Origin of the sequence: Chryseobacterium sp. MYb264 (assembly GCF_035974275.1) — a bacterium.
In the GTDB taxonomy this organism is placed as follows: domain Bacteria; phylum Bacteroidota; class Bacteroidia; order Flavobacteriales; family Weeksellaceae; genus Chryseobacterium.
On sequence record NZ_CP142422.1, the window covers coordinates 489,870 to 507,743 of the forward strand.

At 34.1% G+C, this 17,874-nt stretch carries 15 protein-coding genes; 3 read left to right on the forward strand and 12 right to left on the reverse strand.

The window, feature by feature from the left end:
- Positions 1-760: 760 nt before the first annotated feature.
- Both VUJ46_RS02115 and uvrA read right to left on the reverse strand, forming a co-directional pair.
- A complete protein-coding gene (locus VUJ46_RS02115) occupies positions 761-1,525 on the reverse strand; it encodes an alpha/beta hydrolase (protein ID WP_326983365.1) in 765 nt (254 codons plus the stop codon).
- 68 nt (positions 1,526-1,593) lie between these two features.
- Positions 1,594-4,386, reverse strand: a complete 2,793-nt coding sequence (uvrA, locus tag VUJ46_RS02120) for an excinuclease ABC subunit UvrA (RefSeq protein WP_326983366.1) — start codon at positions 4,384-4,386, stop codon at positions 1,594-1,596.
- A 510-nt stretch (positions 4,387-4,896) separates the two neighbouring features.
- Between uvrA and VUJ46_RS22960 the strand changes: the two genes are divergently transcribed.
- From VUJ46_RS22960 to VUJ46_RS02130, 3 genes are all read left to right on the forward strand, one after another.
- Positions 4,897-5,013, forward strand: coding sequence for a hypothetical protein (locus VUJ46_RS22960; RefSeq protein WP_442784948.1), 117 nt, complete (start codon positions 4,897-4,899; stop codon positions 5,011-5,013).
- A gap of 11 nt (positions 5,014-5,024) precedes the next feature.
- Positions 5,025-6,833: a TonB-dependent receptor plug domain-containing protein gene (locus VUJ46_RS02125; protein ID WP_326983367.1), complete on the forward strand. Its 1,809-nt coding sequence runs from the start codon at positions 5,025-5,027 to the stop codon at positions 6,831-6,833.
- A 76-nt stretch (positions 6,834-6,909) separates the two neighbouring features.
- Positions 6,910-7,626, forward strand: coding sequence for a DUF2490 domain-containing protein (locus VUJ46_RS02130; protein WP_326983368.1), 717 nt, complete (start codon positions 6,910-6,912; stop codon positions 7,624-7,626).
- Here VUJ46_RS02130 and VUJ46_RS02135 read toward each other — a convergent pair.
- The 10 genes from VUJ46_RS02135 to VUJ46_RS02180 form a co-directional block, all read right to left on the reverse strand.
- A complete protein-coding gene (locus tag VUJ46_RS02135) occupies positions 7,623-8,069 on the reverse strand; it encodes a phosphohydrolase (RefSeq protein ID WP_326983369.1) in 447 nt (148 codons plus the stop codon). The two genes, VUJ46_RS02130 and VUJ46_RS02135, sit on opposite strands and share 4 nt — an antisense overlap.
- A 207-nt stretch (positions 8,070-8,276) precedes the next feature.
- Positions 8,277-8,612: a YegP family protein gene (locus tag VUJ46_RS02140; protein WP_326983370.1), complete on the reverse strand. Its 336-nt coding sequence runs from the start codon at positions 8,610-8,612 to the stop codon at positions 8,277-8,279.
- Positions 8,613-9,045: 433 nt separating this feature from the next.
- Positions 9,046-10,824, reverse strand: coding sequence for an acyl-CoA dehydrogenase family protein (locus VUJ46_RS02145; RefSeq protein ID WP_326983371.1), 1,779 nt, complete (start codon positions 10,822-10,824; stop codon positions 9,046-9,048).
- Positions 10,825-10,946: 122 nt separating this feature from the next.
- Positions 10,947-11,321 (reverse strand): four helix bundle protein, encoded by a 375-nt coding sequence (locus VUJ46_RS02150; RefSeq protein WP_326985066.1) that lies wholly within the window; start codon positions 11,319-11,321, stop codon positions 10,947-10,949.
- A 53-nt stretch (positions 11,322-11,374) separates the two neighbouring features.
- Positions 11,375-12,553 (reverse strand): thiolase family protein, encoded by a 1,179-nt coding sequence (locus tag VUJ46_RS02155; protein WP_326983372.1) that lies wholly within the window; start codon positions 12,551-12,553, stop codon positions 11,375-11,377.
- A 48-nt stretch (positions 12,554-12,601) separates the two neighbouring features.
- The gene (locus VUJ46_RS02160; protein WP_326983373.1) at positions 12,602-12,955 is read right to left on the reverse strand and encodes a four helix bundle protein; all 354 of its coding nucleotides are present in this window, start codon (positions 12,953-12,955) and stop codon (positions 12,602-12,604) included.
- A 39-nt stretch (positions 12,956-12,994) separates the two neighbouring features.
- Positions 12,995-15,388, reverse strand: a complete 2,394-nt coding sequence (locus tag VUJ46_RS02165) for a 3-hydroxyacyl-CoA dehydrogenase/enoyl-CoA hydratase family protein (RefSeq protein ID WP_326983374.1) — start codon at positions 15,386-15,388, stop codon at positions 12,995-12,997.
- A gap of 91 nt (positions 15,389-15,479) precedes the next feature.
- A complete protein-coding gene (locus tag VUJ46_RS02170) occupies positions 15,480-15,929 on the reverse strand; it encodes a MarR family winged helix-turn-helix transcriptional regulator (protein ID WP_326983375.1) in 450 nt (149 codons plus the stop codon).
- A 167-nt stretch (positions 15,930-16,096) separates the two neighbouring features.
- Positions 16,097-17,020, reverse strand: a complete 924-nt coding sequence (locus VUJ46_RS02175; protein ID WP_326983376.1) for an ABC transporter ATP-binding protein — start codon at positions 17,018-17,020, stop codon at positions 16,097-16,099.
- A gap of 405 nt (positions 17,021-17,425) precedes the next feature.
- On the reverse strand, positions 17,426-17,803 hold the full coding sequence (locus tag VUJ46_RS02180) for a GxxExxY protein (protein WP_326983377.1): 378 nt from the start codon (positions 17,801-17,803) through the stop codon (positions 17,426-17,428).
- Between the last annotated feature and the right edge of the window lie 71 nt (positions 17,804-17,874).

Consider the following 17,874-nt stretch of genomic DNA (forward strand, 5'->3'; position numbering starts at 1 on the left):
AAGGATTTTATCAAAGATAAAATTGAGGGCTGCATATTATCGCCACAGATACTCGAATATTTTTATTCCCCACAGATCCGGCTCTATTTGTTGGTTTTTCGCAAAGCCGCAAAGATATTTTTTAATGCTTTATGTTTTTAAGTCGCAAGAATTTTATCAAAGATAAAATTGAGAGCTGCATATTATCGCCACGGATGCTCGAATATTTTTATTTCCCACAGATCGCCTTTAGATTTTCCACAGATGGTATCGTTGATTTTCTTTGTTTAACCTTTGCGGTCTTTTATAGGTAGAAAGGTTTGGTGAGACTTAAAACGGGAGTTGTCAAAAAACTTGGCGGGGCTTCGTGTTCAATATGTAAAGTGTAAGGAAAAGAATCTGCATCATCTGCAAAATCTGCGAGAGCAAAAAATCTCACCTTATAGTATCTAAACTCTTTTGCCTGGTCCCCAACTTTTGTACTTGATCCCCCAAAGTTCTGATACTGGTCTGTAACTTTAGAATCAAATATCAAGTAATAAAAAGAACCCGCTCTTTAGAAGCGGATTCAGTAGATAAAACATCTCATTTTTTTAATTAGACAACAATAAAAAAGCACAGCCGACAATGCTGTGCTTAAATTTTTATAAATTTAATTGCAATTTCAAAGCTGAAAAAAGCAAAAATTGAGTTCATTTCAGATTTATTACATAGTAAATGTAGTGAATATTTTAATTGCTTTTATGAATTTAATGTTAAAGTTTTTTAGGTGCTTGTTATTTTAATTTTCATGCAAATATTTCAAAATACAACCAGTTAGTGTTTTTCTTTCTTCTTCAGAAGCTTTATCATCCATATGACCGTGATTGATGTTCGTTGTCTGAATGGTCATTTTAAACTTTTTAGCTTCTTCTTCATTTGGTAAAACTCCTTCATCTGCTGGATAATCATTGGATCGTAAAGAGTATATTTTGGGTTTTGAAGTTCGTGGAAGATACATTCTGCGGTTATCCATTGCAATGATTTTATATACTTTTTGAGGATATTTATCTGCAAAGAGTGCGACCATATCTGCTCCGTTTGAATGCCCAATTAATGTGAGGTGAGCATAATCAAGCTCAGGTTTAGATTTTTTTAATTCAGTGATAATGAATGAGATATTTTCGGCTCCTCTTTCCCAGAAGGGCATTCTTACAACTTGCAGATTTCCTTCGAGTGGTAGTAGTTCATCGCTTGGCAATTCATGTTGAATACTTACTACAAAATAACCATTTGAGGCAAGATAATTCGTTAAATATGAATAGATGAGATAATCGCCTCCTTTATTCTGGCCATATCCATGATTAAAAATAATAACCTGCTGCTTTGAGTTTTTCTTATTCTGTTTAGAATGGAAATAGGCTACAGGAATTTTACGGTTCCTATTGTTGTCTACTAAGGTTAATGTATCAACTTTTACATCGTTACTATTATTGATGCTTTTCTGATTAAAACAATTGATTAATAAAAAGATAAGGGAAATAAAAAGCGAAAATTTGTATTTCATAAAAGTCATTTGTTAAAAGGAAAATAAATTTAAACAAAAAAGAGAGTCAAAACGACTCTCTTTCTATTTTAATTCTCCAGCTTTTCTTTAATATACTTCGCTGTGTGAGATTTTTTACTTTTTGCTAACTCTTCCGGTGTTCCGGTGAAAACTACTTCTCCGCCGTGTTTTCCGGCTTCCGGACCAATGTCGATGATATAATCTGCTGATTTAATAATATCCGGTTGATGTTCAATAACAATCACAGAATGCCCTAAATCAATCAAAGCCTGCAAAGACTTCAACAACTTCTGAATATCATGGAAATGAAGACCTGTAGAAGGTTCATCGAAAATAAACAACGTTTTATCTGTCGTTACCCCTTTTACCAGGAAGGAAGCCAATTTCACACGCTGCGCTTCACCTCCGGAAAGGGTAGAAGAGCTCTGTCCCAACTGCAAGTAGCCCAAACCAACGTCCTGCAAAGGCTTCAATTTGGTTGCAATTTTGTCTTCATGGTTATCTCTGAAAAATTCTAACGCTTCGTCAACGGTCATGTGAAGGATGTCCGAAATGTTTTTTTCGTCGTACTTCACTTCCAGAATTTCGTTTTTGAAACGGGTTCCTTTACAAACCTCGCATTCAAGCTCGATATCTGCCATGAACTGCATCGAAACATTGATCACACCTTCACCTTTACATTCATCGCATCTTCCTCCATCAACGTTGAAAGAGAAATGTTTAGGCTTATAACCCATCATTTTTGAAACCTTTTGTTTCGCGAAAAGATCTCTGATGTCATCATAAGCTTTTAAATATGTTACAGGATTAGAACGAGACGATTTTCCGATCGGGTTTTGGTCGATCAATTCAATATGCTGGATCAGTTTTTTCGGAAATTCCACAGAATCATAATCTCCTTTTTTTCCGCCCATTCCTAACTGAATCTGAATATCATTCGTTAAAATTTCCTTCATCAAAGTAGATTTTCCACTTCCTGAAACTCCGGAAATTACAGCAAGGCTTTCCAAAGGAACATCAACGTCAATATTCTTTAAATTATTTTGTCGAGCACCTTTTATATGAATCCATTCTTTTGCTTTTCTTCGCTTTTTCGGAACTTCAATTTCTAATCTTCCGGTTAAATATTTCGAAGTTAAAGTATCCGCATCTTTCAGTTCTTTATAATCTCCGGCAAAAACCAGTTCGCCTCCAAGATAACCTGCTTCAGGACCAATATCAATGATATAATCGGCCGCTTTCATCACGTCTTCATCGTGTTCTACAACGATTACGGTATTTCCAAGATCACGAAGATTCTGCAAAACTTCAATTAAATTTTCAGTGTCTCGCGAGTGAAGTCCAATCGAAGGTTCATCCAAGATATAAATAGATCCCACCAAAGAACTTCCCAAACTTGTCGCTAAGTTAATTCTCTGACTTTCACCTCCGGAAAGCGTGTTTGATGTTCTGTTTAACGTTAAATATCCTAAGCCAACTTTTAATAAAAATTCAAGTCTGGTGGTAATTTCGTATAATAATCTTTTCGCAACTTCCTGATCGTGTTGCGATAGTTTTAAACTGTTAATTAAAGGGAAAAGTTCATCCAAAGGAAGCTCGATCATCGATTGGATATTATGTCCGTCGATTTTTACCCAGCTCGTTTCTTCACGCAATCTCAACCCTTCACAAGTCGGACAAAGCGTTTTGCCGCGATAACGGGAAAGCATTACACGATATTGGATCTTATATAAATTTTCCTCCAACATTTTGAAGAAATTATCAATCGAAGGAAAGCTGCTTTTTCCGTCTCCTTTCCAGAGATATTTTTTCTGGTCTTTGGATAATTGATGGTAAGGCTTATGAATAGGAAAATCTTTTGCTTTTTTAATGAAATCTTTTTTCCATTCGCTCATACTTTCGCCTTTCCAGGAAGCAACCGCATCTTCAAAAATCGATAACGTTTTATTTGGAATAACTAAATCTTCATCAATTCCAATCACTTTTCCGTAACCTTCACAAGTCGGACAAGCGCCGTAAGGATTATTAAAGCTGAAAAAATGAACATTCGGCTCTAAAAATTCAATTCCGTCAAGTTCAAATTTATTTGAAAATTCCTTGATTTTTCCGGTATCCGTATTTTTTAGTGAACAATAGCCACGACCCTCATAAAAAGCCATTTGGATAGAATCTGCCAAACGCTGAAGGAAACTTTCGTCTTCTTCATACGAAAAACGATCGATCACCAAATTGATTTCCATTCCTTTTTCGGGAGTAAAACCAAAACTTTCTAAATCTTCGATTCCTGCTACATTTCCATTGATTTCTAATCTTGTGAAACCTGCCAGCTTTAAGACATTTAAATTTTCATTAAAGTTCGCAGCGTCATATTCATAAGGTGCAGTCAGTAAAAAAGAAACGTCTTTTTTGGAAGATTTAATAAAATCTACAACGTCCGTCACCGAATCTTTTTTCACTTCTTCACCTGAAACCGGAGAAAATGTTTTCCCGATTCTTGCGAAAAGAAGTTTCATATAATCATAAATTTCCGTAGAAGTTCCCACTGTAGATCGGGGATTCGAAGAAATTACCTTTTGCTGGATTGCGATCGAAGGTGCCAAACCTTTAATATCGTCAACTTTCGGTTTTTCTAATTTTCCCAAAAACTGACGGGCGTAAGAGCTTAAACTCTCAACATATCTTCTCTGTCCTTCAGCATAAATGGTATCAAAAGCCAATGAAGATTTTCCGCTTCCGGAAACTCCTGTAATGACAATTAATTTATTTTTCGGGATGAGAACATCTATGTGTTTCAGATTGTTAAGGTGTGCATTCTTAACTAAAATCTGCTTTTTAATATCTATATCTGTTGTATTAGCCATAGTAAAATTAAGACTAACAAAAATACGAATTTTTAGCGGATTTTTTATGATTTGATTCAATTGATTTTTAATATGAATCAAAGATAAATTGCACTCGCTGTTTTAGAATTTACAGTAACATTTACATTTAAATAATAAGAATTTTCACAGTGAAACTATTAGATCTTGTTTGTAAAATGTTAAAGTTGAAAAATATATTTAATGATTAAGAATGGCAGGTTAATTCAAAATACATTAGACAGAGAAATATTATAAAATTAAAAAATTCATAACGATAAGGTTTTTAAAAGGTTGAATATTTGAAATATTTCAATCAAAAGAGAGATTTTATTGCAAATTGTTGATAGTCAATGTTAAATTTTATGATATTTATTACTTTTTATGATTGTGGTATTGTTTGGTATTTTAAAATTTGTTAAAATTGTATTCATAAATATGTAATATATAAATGAGAAAGTTATTCAGAGATCTTGTTACACATTTAATGAGAAAAAGATAAAGAAATTTACAATTACTTCCCAAGATGCAGTGTCGTACTGCATCTTTTTTTATGACAATTATCATTTTCTTGTTTTACAGAACTCCAGTACTTTTGGGGTTTGCAAAAAAGAAACTAATCTGCAATAAACTATTTGGGTATGATCAAAAAACTAGGAAGTATTTTTTTCGTTGGTTCTGCACTTTTCATGAATGCTCAGGAAAAGAGTTCAGACATCGAAACGATTGAAATTCAGGGGAAATTTATTTCTACACCTTATAAATCCGCTAATCAGAATATTACGGTTATTACAAAGGAAGAGATTGCCAATTCTCCTGCAAAAAGTATCGACGAAATGCTTCAGCAAGTTGCCGGAATGGATATCAGAAGGAGAGGAGCCAATGGGGTTCAGAGTGATGTGGCTTTCCGGGGAAGTTCTTTTGAACAGGTTTTACTTTTGATCAACGGAATCAGGATGAATGATTCTCAAACCGGACATAATTCCTTAAATATTCCTGTAGATTTAGAAGATGTTGAAAGAATTGAGGTAATAAAAGGTCCTGCTGCAAGAAGATTCGGGCAAAATGCCTATGCGGGAGCCATTAATATTATCACGAAGATCGATCAGGGTAAAAAAGTAAAGATTAGTGCCGAAGCAGGTGATTATGAGACCTATGGTTTTGGAATGAATGCCAATTTGGGAGGTGAAAAATTTTCTAATTCATTAAATATAAATTCCAACAGTTCGCAGGGATATATGCATAATACGGATTATGAGATTCGTAATGCTTTTTATCAGAGTCAGCTGAAAATCAAGGATGGAGATTTGAGATTGCAGGCTGGTTTTTCAGAGAAGAAATTTGGGGCCAACGGTTTTTATTCTTCTCCAAAGGCGACGGAGCAATATGAAGAAATGCAGGCTTCCATCATCAGTTTAGCCCACAGGCAGAGTTTTGGAAAGCTTAAATTAAACTCAAATGTATATTGGCGAAGAGGGCAGGATATGTATTTGTATATTCGTGATAAACCTGACGTGTACCGAAATATGCACATTGGAAATAATGTTGGTGGAGAGGTAAATTCCAGCTATAATTGGGCTTTGGGAACTACCGGTTTGGGTGTTGAATTAAGAAAAGAATTTCTTGCAAGTAATAATTTAGGCAACAGAGATCGTTTTGTATCACAGGTTTTCTTTGAACATTATTTTTCTTTCTTTGATAAAAAACTGAATATTTCTCCGGGAATTTCTTGGGCGAATTATTCTAATGAAGGTAATTTTTTCTATCCCGGTTTAGATGTTGGGTATAACTTTAATGAAAACAATAAGGTATACGGAAATGTTTCTAAAGTTCATCGCGTTCCTACGTTTACCGATCTTTATTACTCAAGCAATACAGAAAAAGGGAATGAGTCATTAGTTCCTGAAAATGCCGTGTATGCGGAAGTTGGTTATCAATATCAAACCAAGAACCTTTTAGCAAAAGTAAGCGGATTTTTAAGAAGCTCTAATAATTCTATCGACTGGATGAAAATGACGATCGATGATCCTATTTGGTATGCTCAAAACGTTGGCGATATCGAGACGAAAGGAGTCGAAGTAGAGGTGAATCATCAGTTGATGAGCTGGTTGAAATATTCATTAGGATATACTTATTTAGATAATGATTTTAAGCAACCTAAAGATTTTGTTTCAAGATATACTTTAGATAATTTGAAACATCAGATTGTAGCAAAATTGCAGACGACTTTCCTGAAACATTTTACCAATGAAGTGGTTTATCGATATAATGACAGACTGAACCAATCGAGTTATAATCTGGTGGATGAAAAGCTGACTTTCAATCAAAAAGATTTTTCGGTTTACGTTTTAATTAACAATTTAACGAATACAAAATATTCCGAAGCGTTTGGTGTGAAAATGCCGCAAAGGTGGTTTCATATTGGCTTTACGTACAATATTCAATATTAAATTAATGTTAATTGAGAATGAATTAAAGTTAATATTACGAAATTGTTAATTCAATTACATTTGCAAAAATTTTTTAATGAAACTGTTTGTAAGTCTTGGTTTACTTTTAAGTGTTACATTTTTTAAAGCTCAGGAACATATTTCCAGCTTCAATGCCCTGACGGTTACTTACAAATTTCATCCAAAATTTTTCCTTTTCGCAGAAGGTCAGATGAGAGGAATTGAAGAATATTCTTACCCTGATTATTACGAAATAAAAGGAGGTTTAGGATATAATCTTACCAAAAATCACAAACCGTTCGTTGGTTTGGGAAGATATGCAACTTATAAAGATCACGCTATCAATAAAGAAGAATTTCGAGTTTGGCTTCAGGATGTGATTGATTTCAAAAAAGGAATTGTAAAGTTTGAAAACAGATTTCGTGTTGAAAAATCATGGTTTTATGAACCTCAGACCGATAAAAGTTCTGAGAGAATGCGTTACCGTTATCGTTTGAATATTTCGGTTCCTTTAAATTCCAAGAAAATCGGGCCGGGAACTCTTTTTGCCAATGCGTATGACGAAATGTTTGTGGTAACACCTACAAAACCAGCATTCGCAAGAAATAGGGTTTATGGAGGTTTAGGGTATCAAATCGATGAAAACTTCGGTATTTTAGGCGGTTATCTTTGGCAAAGAGAATTTGAGGCAAAAGGCAATAAAAACGTACATTTTGTATACCTTGCTTTAAACATCAATATTGACGATACAAATCCTCCTGCCAAAACCTACCATTTCCCTGGAGCAGATTAATATTTGTCAATCAAATAATGATAAGCTTTCAGGTATTTGTTGAATCTTTTAATGTCCTTGGGAATCAGTTCTCCGGTCACTCTTCGAAGATCCATATTGTCACGAAGGTCATTTAACTTTACGGCAACGGCCAGAGGTGATCTTTCGGTCCTTCTGACAAACTCATCGTAGCTTTCATCTGGGTCAAATTTTGTTAAACAGCTGATTGCGAAAACAATATACTCCGGAAAACCTTCGTTTCTCAGAAAATCCAGACTGAATTCAACAGGATGATCTTCCACCACATCATGCAAAACCCCGACAATTTTTTCGTCCATCGTTTTACCATATTCCATAACTCTCATTACGTGAGCAATATATGGCGCATGGTATTTGTCTTTCTGACCTTTATGTGCCTTATCGGCAATTTTTATAGCTTTATTTAGTAATTCTTCTTTTGTCATCCCATTTTGGAAATAGAGTACAAAAATAAAAAATGCCACAACATTTTGAAGATTTTTTTCACGAATTATTTTACATAATATTCATGTTTTGTTTCATCTTGCTTCTCAAGCATTTTAAATGATATTTTTAAGTTTTTTTTAATGAATAAAATAAATTTCAATTATATCAAAAGAAAAAGCCCCAAAATTTGAGGCTGTATTTATCAATTAATTATTTGTTTCATCTTCTACATAAGCATTTGGAGCATTATTTTTTACTGAATCAATGCCGTTTTCCATTCCATTATCAGATTCGTACATTTGGCTGGTTCCGATAATTTGCCCGTTAGATGCTTTTAAGCTGAAGAAACAACGGTTATCTTTTGCTTTATTTCTTTCAAATTTTGAGTCGTCCTGTGAATTTTTCTTTACAGACTCAATTCCTTTCTGACATGATACTTTCGTACTGTAGCCCTGACTGGTAAGAATGACCTGGCCGTTGCCTGCTTTCAGATTAAATTGATAATCGTCGTTGGTTCTTTTGGAGATAATAAATTTTCCCATGGTTCGTATATGAGATTTTATGATTTAGTTTTCCATAAAAATAATAAATTTTATTTTAAGTTTCCTACAGGTTCGGCTTTTAGTCAAAAGAAATCAACTGTTTTATAATTCGGCGCTTAGAGATTTCTTTTAAGATTTTCGGGAAATAAAGTGTTCGTGTGAAAATAAACAAAGGAGTGTCTGGTTTCTTATCATGTTTTCTTTTTGAATCTACCTTGAAAACTTCTAAGTGTCTAAATATCAGTATGTCGGGAAAGCCCCGATGCATAAGTATTCAGTGATGCTATAGCTCTGAAAGGGCTAAATAATTTAAAGAAAATTTCAAAGATAAAATGGTAGTCATACTCCATATAATTTTCTGACTTAAAGAGGACTGAAAATCAAAAACGCCCCAAAAATTGAGACGTTTTGAAATCAAATTTATTTAATGAGCTTAATATGCTCCTTTTTCAATATAATGCGCAGCCACTTTTTCAGTTAAAGCCACAACATTCGGGTTGTTTGTATATTTTGTAAATCTTCTTAAACCTGAAAGCATCATTCTTTGCTCATCACCTTCAGCGAAAGAAACAATTCCTTCTTTTGCAGAAGTAATGATTTTTTCAACTGCTTTATAAAGATTTAACTGAGCCATTGCCGCTTCCACAGAATCCGCAGAGAAGTGTTTTTCTGCTCTTAAAACTGCTGATTCTGCCATGTAGATCTGATTAAGAATTTCAGAAGCATTCAGTAATAAATGTTGCTGTTTCTCAATGTCCATCATATATTTTTGAAGTGCAGCACCTGAAACCATTAAGAAAACTTTCTTAAGATTGGCGATTATTGCTTTTTCTTCACTCATCAATTCAGAATAATCAGGAACTTCAAATGATGGAATTCCCATTAGTTCTTTGCTGATCGCCATTGCCGGAGATAATAAATCTAATTCTCCCTTCATGGCTCTTTTAATCAGCATTCCAACCGCAAGAAGTCTGTTGATTTCATTGGTTCCTTCATAGATTCTACCGATTCTGGCATCTCTCCAAGCAGATTCCATCGGTGTATCTTCTGAGAATCCCATTCCACCATAAATCTGGATTCCTTCATCAGCGGTATTTTGCGTAAGATCTGAAACGAAAACTTTAAGAATTGAAGCTTCTACAGCGAACTCTTCAACACCTTTTAATTCGGCTTGTTGATGATCCATTCCGCCTGCAACCAATTCTGCAATTTTATCTTCAACATTTTTTGCTAAACGGTAAGATCCAGCTTCACTTACGAAAACTCCGGTTGACATTTCAGCAATTTTCTTTCTGATGGCTCCGAAAGTTGAAATTGAAACTCCAAATTGCTTTCTTTCGTTTGAATATTGAATAGAATGGTTTAAAATTCTTCTTTGTCCGTCAAGGTTTGCAGCAGCTAATTTGATTCTTCCGACATTTAAAGCATTCAAAGCGATTTTGAAACCGTTGTTTCTTTCGCCCAGCATATTTTCAACAGGAATTTTCATATCATTGAAGAAAACCTGACGCGTAGAAGACGAACGAATTCCCAATTTATGCTCTTCTTCACCAAATGATAAGCTGTTCGGATCTTCTAATTCAGAACGGTTGATCACAAAACCTGTGATGTTTTTGTCATCATCGATTTTTGCAAACAAAGTAAATGTATCCGCAAAACCTGCATTGGAAATCCACATTTTCTGTCCGTTGATGATGTAATGTTTTCCGTCTTCAGATAGTTTTGCTCTTGTTTTTCCTGAATTAGCATCAGAACCTGCATCCGGTTCAGTCAAACAATAAGCCCCAAATTTTGTTCCTGCCGCTAAATCCGGAAGGTATTTCTTTTTTAATTCTTCACTTCCATAAAGTAGAGTGGGAAGCGTTCCGATTCCTGTATGTGCTCCATAAGCGGTTGCTAAAGATCCGTTTCCTCCTGAAACATAATCACAAGCCAGCATTGTGCTCACGAATCCCATTCCAAGACCTCCATATTCTTCTGGAACTGTGATTCCTAATAACCCCATTTCGCCAAGCTGACGCATTTTTTCTTCCGTTAACGCATAATCTTTTTTCTCAAAACGATCGTGCTGCGGAATAACTTCTCTATCTATAAATTCTTTCGCAGAATCGCGAAGCATTCTTTGTTCTTCACTCAGTTCTTCCAAACTGAAAATTTCGTTTGCAGGAATTTCTTTGATTAAAAATTCTCCACCTTTTACTATATTTCCCATTTAATATTTGATTTTTTTTTCTTATTTTTTTTTAGACTATTTAGATAATAGACGGATTGAGGATAGACTTTTTAGTTCCCTATAAAAATCAATGGATCGTCTATTTTCTATCAATCTATTATCTATTTATCTGGTTTGTTAAGCATATTTTGAAATACCATTGTTGCCCTTTGAAATTCTTCAATTTTAATTTCAAAGAATTCACATTTTTCATCAGATAAATATTTTCTATGATTTGCTAACAATATTTGTGTTTGCAATTCAAACGATGAACCTAAAGAAATATCTAAAAAATGACTAAAAGACTTATTTGTTCTACTTGAACCTTCGGCTATATTTGAAGGAATGGAGATTGAGCATCGATCTATTTGACTTTTCAAACCATACTTTTCATAAGTTGGAAATGTATCGGTAAGGTCTAACGTGTGCCTTGATATTTCCATACCCATTTGCCAAATTTTAAGCTTTTTAAAATTGTGTCTTTTAAAATCATTCATCATTTCCTGTATGTTTCTAATCTATAATCTATCTGTCTATTCTCTTTTCGTCTTTAAAGCAATTCAAATATACTCGCTGCTCCCTGTCCTGTTCCAACACACATAGAAACCATTCCGTATTTGTTTCCGCGTTTTCTCATTTCGTCAAGAAGCTGAACGGTTAATTTTGTTCCGGTACATCCAAGTGGGTGACCAAGAGCGATTGCTCCTCCGTTTACATTTAAAATATCAGGATTTAATCCTAATTCTTTTTTAATAGCAACAGATTGAGAAGCAAAAGCTTCGTTTAATTCGATTAATTCAATATCTTTTAATTCTAATCCGGCTTGTTTCAACGCTTTTGGAATCGCATAAATCGGTCCCATTCCCATGATTCTTGGTTCAAGTCCTGCAGCTGCATAAGCGACTAATCTTGCTTCAGGTTGCAATCCTAATTCTTTTACCATTTCTTCGCTCATGACCATCACGAAAGCTGCTCCGTCACTCATCTGAGAAGAGTTTCCGGCTGTTACACTTCCTCCGTTAGCGAAAACCGGTCTTAATTTAGCCAAACCAGCCAAAGATGTATCTGCTCTTGGGCCTTCATCAACAGAGAAATCAAACTTTTTAGTCTGCATTTTCTGATTTTCATCCAAGAAATTATATTCAACAGGAATCGGAACAATCTGATTCGCAAATTTACCTTCCTGATTCGCTTTTAAAGCTTTCATGTGAGATTCAAAAGCAAACTGATCCTGTTCTTCTCTGGTAATATTGTATTGTTTTGCAACTTCTTCTGCCGTGTAACCCATTCCCCAATAATAATCAGGGTTTGTTTTGGCGATATCTGTTTCCGGAACCGGTTTGTAACCACCCATCGGAATATAAGACATTGATTCTGTACCTCCTGCAATAATACAATCAGCCATTCCTGCCTGAATTTTTGCAGAAGCAATCGCAATCGCCTCACTTCCTGATGCACAATATCTGTTAACAGTAACTCCGGGAACTTTGTCTGTATTTAAACCCATCAGGGAAATCAAACGAGCCACATTTAAGCCTTGTTCAGCTTCCGGCATTGCGTTTCCTACGATAAGGTCATCGATTCTGTTTTTGTCTAATTGCGGAAGTTCAGCCATTAATTTTTCAATTACGGTTGCCGCCATTACATCGGGTCTTGTAAATCTTAAACTCCCTTTTGGAGCTTTTCCAACGGCAGTTCTGAAACCCTTTACTATATATGCTGTTTTCATTTAGTTGTATTAATGTATTTACGTAAAATGTATTTATGATTAAAATGTTTAAGTATTAAATTTCTGCTTCAATTTTGCCAACATATTTTGTATATGCTTTATTTCAGAATAAATAATATTAAAATCATCATTTTTAAAGAATCCCAAATCGTTAGCAATTAAGATTTGAGTTTCAAATTCGAATGAAGAGCCTAATGCAATATTCAGAAAATGTGAAAATTGAGCGTTTGTATCTCGTCCTGCACCTTCAGAAATATTAGAAGGGATTGAATATAGACTCCTTCTTGATTGTGAAGTCAATCCAAACATTTCATCTTTTGGAAAATTATTAGAAGCCAAGTAAAATATTTTACAAAGTTTCATCGATTTTGTCCAAACTTCTAAATCTCTAAAGTTGTGCATCGTTAATACATTAATACTTTTTACATTTTACAGAAAAATCTAGTTTCTTAGTGGTTTACCATTCTGTAACATATACTGAATTCTCTCCAACGTTTTTCTCTCCCCACAAAGCTGTAAGAAAGTTTCTCTTTCAAGATTCAATAAATATTGTTCAGTTACAACAGTTGGTTCAGAAAGATTTCCTCCGACCATAACGTTGGCTAATTTATCTGCGATTTTTTTGTCATGCTCAGAGATATAATTTCCGGTTAACATTTGGTCGGTTCCTACGTAGAACATTCCTAATGCATCTTTACCTAAAACTTTTACTTTTTGCTCGATAGGTTGAGTATAGCCTTGTTCAGCCAATAATTTTGCTACTTTTTTAGCTTCTGCAATCTGTCTGTTTTTGCTTACGGAAACGATATCTTTTCCCTTTTCAAGAATTCCCATATCGTAGGCTTCGTAAGCGGAAGTTGCTACTTTACCCATAGCGATATTCATGAAAGCCTCACGAAGTCTGTTGTTTTTAACATCGTCGTTGTGGAATTCTCTTGAAGTTCTCAAAGTCAATTCTTTCGTTCCACCACCACCGGGAATTACACCAACTCCGGTTTCAACCAGTCCGATGTATGTTTCTGCGGCTGCAACCACTCTGTCAGCGTGCATGGTCATTTCGCAACCGCCCCCAAGCGTCATTCCGTGAGGGGCAACGACAACAGGAATAGAGGAGTAGCGAACTCTCATCATGGATTTTTGGAAATAGGCAATGGCCATATTCAAATCATCCCAATCCTGTTCGATTGCCATCATTAAAATCATCGCTAAATTCGCTCCCACAGAGAAATTTGTCCCTTGATTTCCGACAACTAAACCGTCGTATTCTTTTTCAGCTAAATCAATCGCTCTGTTCAAGCCATCCAAAACTTCGCCTCCCAGAGAGTTCATTTTAGAACGAATCTCAAAATTGATAATTCCATCGCCTAAATCTTCGATGGCAGCACCTGAATTGCTCCAAAGCGTTTTATTTTTTCTGATATTATCTAAAATAATGAAAGCATCCTGTCCCGGAATTTTATTATATTCTCCTGAATTTTTATCAACATAAATGCTTTGTCCTTCATCATTAACTTTATAGAAAGTCTCAACATTTCTTACCCAGTCTGAAACCTGATAACCTGCTTCTGTCGCTAATTCAATACCTTTTTGAACGCCAACAGCATCCCAGATTTCAAACGGTCCGTTTTCCCAACCGAAACCTGCTCTCATGGCATCATCGATTTTGTAAACTTCATCAGAAATTTCAGGAACTTTATGCGACACATAAGCGAATAATGCTCCTAAAGATTTTCTGTAAAGCTCTCCTGCTTTGTCTTTTCCACCAATTAATACTTTAAATCTGTCAATTGGCTTATCAATATTTTTAGTTAATTCTAAAGTAGGGAAAGAAGATTTTCCTTGAAGTTCGTATTCCAACGTATCAAGATTTAACCCGTGAATTTCAGATTTTCCTTCTGCGTTTTTCACTTTTTTATAGAAACCTTGTTCAGTTTTAGAACCTAACCATTTATTATCAACCATTTTCTGGATATAATCAGGAAGGGCAAAAACATTATTGAAATCGTTGGCTTCAACACCGCTTTGACGAACACCGTTTGCAACCATCACTAAAGTATCTAAACCAACAACATCTGCAGTTCTGAACGTCGCAGATTTTGGACGACCGATTACCGGACCTGTCAATTTATCAACTTCAGAAACCGTTAAACCTAATTTCTGAACATTATGAAGCAAATCCATCATCGAGAAAACCCCGATTCTGTTCGCAATAAATGCCGGAGTATCTTTGGCTAAAACAGTTGTTTTTCCTAAGAATTTTGCTCCGTAGTTCATATAGAAATCAATGATTTCCGGATTGGTGTCGTTTGTTGGAATAATCTCTAAAAGAGGAAGATATCTCACAGGGTTAAAAAAGTGTGTTCCCGCAAAATAATGCTTGAAATCATCACTTCTCCCTTCCACCAACATATTAATCGGAATTCCGGAAGTGTTTGAAGAAACTAAAGTTCCGGGTTTTCTGAACTGTTCGATTTTTTCGTAGACTGATTTTTTAATGTCGAGTCTTTCAACCACCACTTCAATAATCCAGTCTGTATTTTTTATTTTAGGTAAATCATCGTCAAAGTTTCCAACCTTAATTCTATCCGCAAATTTTGGAGAATAGAGTAGTGCCGGACTCGATTTCTTCAGTTTCTCAAAGTTTTCTGAAGCGATTCTGTTTCTTACCGCTTTATCATCTTTGGTCAAACCTTTTTTCTGCTCTGCTTCAGTCAGTTCAAAAGGAACGATATCCAAGAGCGAAACTTCTACACCAATGTTGGCAAAGTGCGCCGCAATACCGCTTCCCATAATTCCTGAACCAAGAACTGTAACGTGTTTGATTCTTCTTTTCATTTGATTTATTATTTGTAATTGTATTAATTCTTTTATCATTCTGAATAAAATGAATAGATTTTTCCTTCATCAGAATAATTGACTTTAGATTCTATTTTCTGTTGTTTAAATCCGTTGCAATCTTCATGATTTCGGTCATTACTTCCTTAAAAGTTTCCAGTTTTTCGGGAGCAATTTTCTCCATGATTCTCTTGTTGAAATTTACAACAACTTCTTTAGACATGTTTCTGGAATTTAAACCTTTATCTGTAAGTTTAATGATCACTTCACGTTTATCGGTTGTTGTTTTTTCCTTATAAATATATCCGTTGTCCTCGAGAAGTTTAATGATTCTTGTAAGGGAAGTTGGTTCGATAGCCATTTTTGGACCTAAATTCGTACTTCTTGTTCCTTCTTTCGGGTCGATTTTAAGAAGAGTAAGGGCTTGAACAGCCGTAGAATCGTGCTCCTGTGCCAATTCTGTGTACATTTTTGAAACAGCTAACCAAGTCTGCTTCAAAATTAGATCTACATTTTCTATTTTATCCTTGTTATTATCCATCAAAATTTTGTTGAAATGGTTATATTCAAATGTAGTAAATATTATGCATGCATAGTATTTATTAACGTTAAAATTTGTTAATAATCTGATAATAAATAGATTAAATTATATGATTAGCATAATACTATGCATGCATAGTATGTGGATTAAATAAATAAAACCGCGTATTAGTAAATGGTTTTCACGAAATTAATGATTTCCTCAAAGGATTCGCATTGTTGTTTTGAAGAATCGTTGGAAATTAACCAAAAGTTGTTTTGAAATTCAAAATGTAGAGAAGAAAGATCTTTTTGAAAATTTTTTTGAAGCAAAGAATACAACATTTCTTTATAAAAATCCGGTGCGATGATTTTTGGCGCTACAAAATTGTCATTCATTTGAAACAAAGAAGCATTCGTTAATTCTTCATGTTGAAGCAAAATATCTTCTACAATTCCGGAATACAAGTGATTGTCTTTTACATACCAAATCTTGTCTGCAAATTCCTTTGCCAAACGCCAATCGTGAGAAGAAAAAAGGATTAACTTGTTTTGTTCCTGAGCTAATTTTCGAAGCGTTTTTAAAATGATTATTTTATTTTTTTCATCTAAATGCGTCGTTGGTTCATCAAGAATAATGATAGGAGAGTTTTGTGTTAAAGCTCTTCCAATAAAAGCTTTTTGAAGATTTCCATCCGAAAGGTTTTTAAGTAACGTAGTTTTGTATTGAACCAAATCCAGTTCTTCTATAATATGTGAAACTTCCTCTCGATCTTCTTTTTTAAGTTCAAAATAAAAAGGATAATAGATGTATTTTCCCAACGAAATCAAATCTTCAACCGTATAATTTTGCGGAATAATAGACTTTGAAAAAACAACCGCAATATGTTCTGCAATTTCTTTAACAGAAAGATTTTTAACATTTTTATTATCAATAGAAATTTCTCCGCCCAAAATCGGAATCTGATGTAAAATAGATTTTATTAAAGTTGTTTTTCCGACACCGTTGTTACCAATCAACAAGCATACTTCTCCTAAATTCAAATAGGCATTTGCATTTGAAATTAAAGTTTTGTTGTAGCCGATGTTTGCTTGGTTGATTTGTAGGTGCATTTAATTCTTTTTAATAAAAGTGTTAAAAATGAGTATCAATAAAAATATGAAAATTGGCATAATACTAAAGAATAGATATAAGAATTTATTCTTTTTAGATTTGCTTAAGCTATGGTATCCTAAAATAACTGATCCAATCATCGAAAATGGAAAACCTATAAATAAATGAAATAGTTGTGAAGAACTATAAATCCAATGTAATGAGTGGTTTAATCTAAATTGATTTCCCAACTGAAGTAATAGAAAACTAGACACAAACAAAAGTATATTTGTAATAATTAATTGTTTCTGTGTTATTCTGATTCTCATTTTGTTGGTTTATCGCAAAGGAGCAAAGTTTCTTTTACAAAAATAATGTTTTAAGACACAAAGAATTTGACTTTGTCAAATTTTAATGCTGGCTATTTATACAAAGTTGATAATTCGCGTTACTCCATTTTTGAAAAGATCACTTTGAAAATTCATTAATAATCCTAATTTACAATCTGTCATTTTCAGATAAGTTAAAAGTTGGGCTTTATGAGTTGTATTGATATAATCAACTGTTTTTATTTCTAAAATTAATTTGTTCTCAACAATCATGTCTAATCTGAAAGCATTTTCAATTTTTAATTCTTCATAGATAATTGGAAATAGTTTTTGTTTTTCAACGAAAAGTCCGGCTTTTGTTAATTCATAAAACAGACATTCCTCATAAACATGTTCAAATAATCCAGCTCCAAGTTTCTTGTGTATTTTTAGTCCTGTCTCAAAAACTACTTTTGATAATTCATTTTCTGTCATTTGTGTTGCGTTTTATTTTACACTAATTTGAATAATACAAATATGCAGTTTCAAATTTTATCAAAGATAAA

Excerpts from the sequence above, each read along its gene's own strand:
- VUJ46_RS02175 (WP_326983376.1), bottom strand. The coding sequence starts at position 17,020 with ATGCACCTACAAATCAACCAAGCAAACATCGGCTACAACAAAACTTTA.
- VUJ46_RS02160 (WP_326983373.1), bottom strand. The coding sequence starts at position 12,955 with ATGCACAACTTTAGAGATTTAGAAGTTTGGACAAAATCGATGAAACTT.
- VUJ46_RS02125 (WP_326983367.1), top strand. The coding sequence starts at position 5,025 with ATGATCAAAAAACTAGGAAGTATTTTTTTCGTTGGTTCTGCACTTTTC.
- VUJ46_RS02180 (WP_326983377.1), bottom strand. The coding sequence starts at position 17,803 with ATGACAGAAAATGAATTATCAAAAGTAGTTTTTGAGACAGGACTAAAA.
- VUJ46_RS02150 (WP_326985066.1), bottom strand. The coding sequence starts at position 11,321 with ATGAATGATTTTAAAAGACACAATTTTAAAAAGCTTAAAATTTGGCAA.
- uvrA (WP_326983366.1), bottom strand. The coding sequence starts at position 4,386 with ATGGCTAATACAACAGATATAGATATTAAAAAGCAGATTTTAGTTAAG.
- VUJ46_RS02140 (WP_326983370.1), bottom strand. The coding sequence starts at position 8,612 with ATGGGAAAATTTATTATCTCCAAAAGAACCAACGACGATTATCAATTT.
- VUJ46_RS02165 (WP_326983374.1), bottom strand. The coding sequence starts at position 15,388 with ATGAAAAGAAGAATCAAACACGTTACAGTTCTTGGTTCAGGAATTATG.
- VUJ46_RS02135 (WP_326983369.1), bottom strand. The coding sequence starts at position 8,069 with ATGACAAAAGAAGAATTACTAAATAAAGCTATAAAAATTGCCGATAAG.
- VUJ46_RS02115 (WP_326983365.1), bottom strand. The coding sequence starts at position 1,525 with ATGAAATACAAATTTTCGCTTTTTATTTCCCTTATCTTTTTATTAATC.
- VUJ46_RS02130 (WP_326983368.1), top strand. The coding sequence starts at position 6,910 with ATGAAACTGTTTGTAAGTCTTGGTTTACTTTTAAGTGTTACATTTTTT.
- VUJ46_RS02170 (WP_326983375.1), bottom strand. The coding sequence starts at position 15,929 with ATGGATAATAACAAGGATAAAATAGAAAATGTAGATCTAATTTTGAAG.
- VUJ46_RS02155 (WP_326983372.1), bottom strand. The coding sequence starts at position 12,553 with ATGAAAACAGCATATATAGTAAAGGGTTTCAGAACTGCCGTTGGAAAA.
- VUJ46_RS02145 (WP_326983371.1), bottom strand. The coding sequence starts at position 10,824 with ATGGGAAATATAGTAAAAGGTGGAGAATTTTTAATCAAAGAAATTCCT.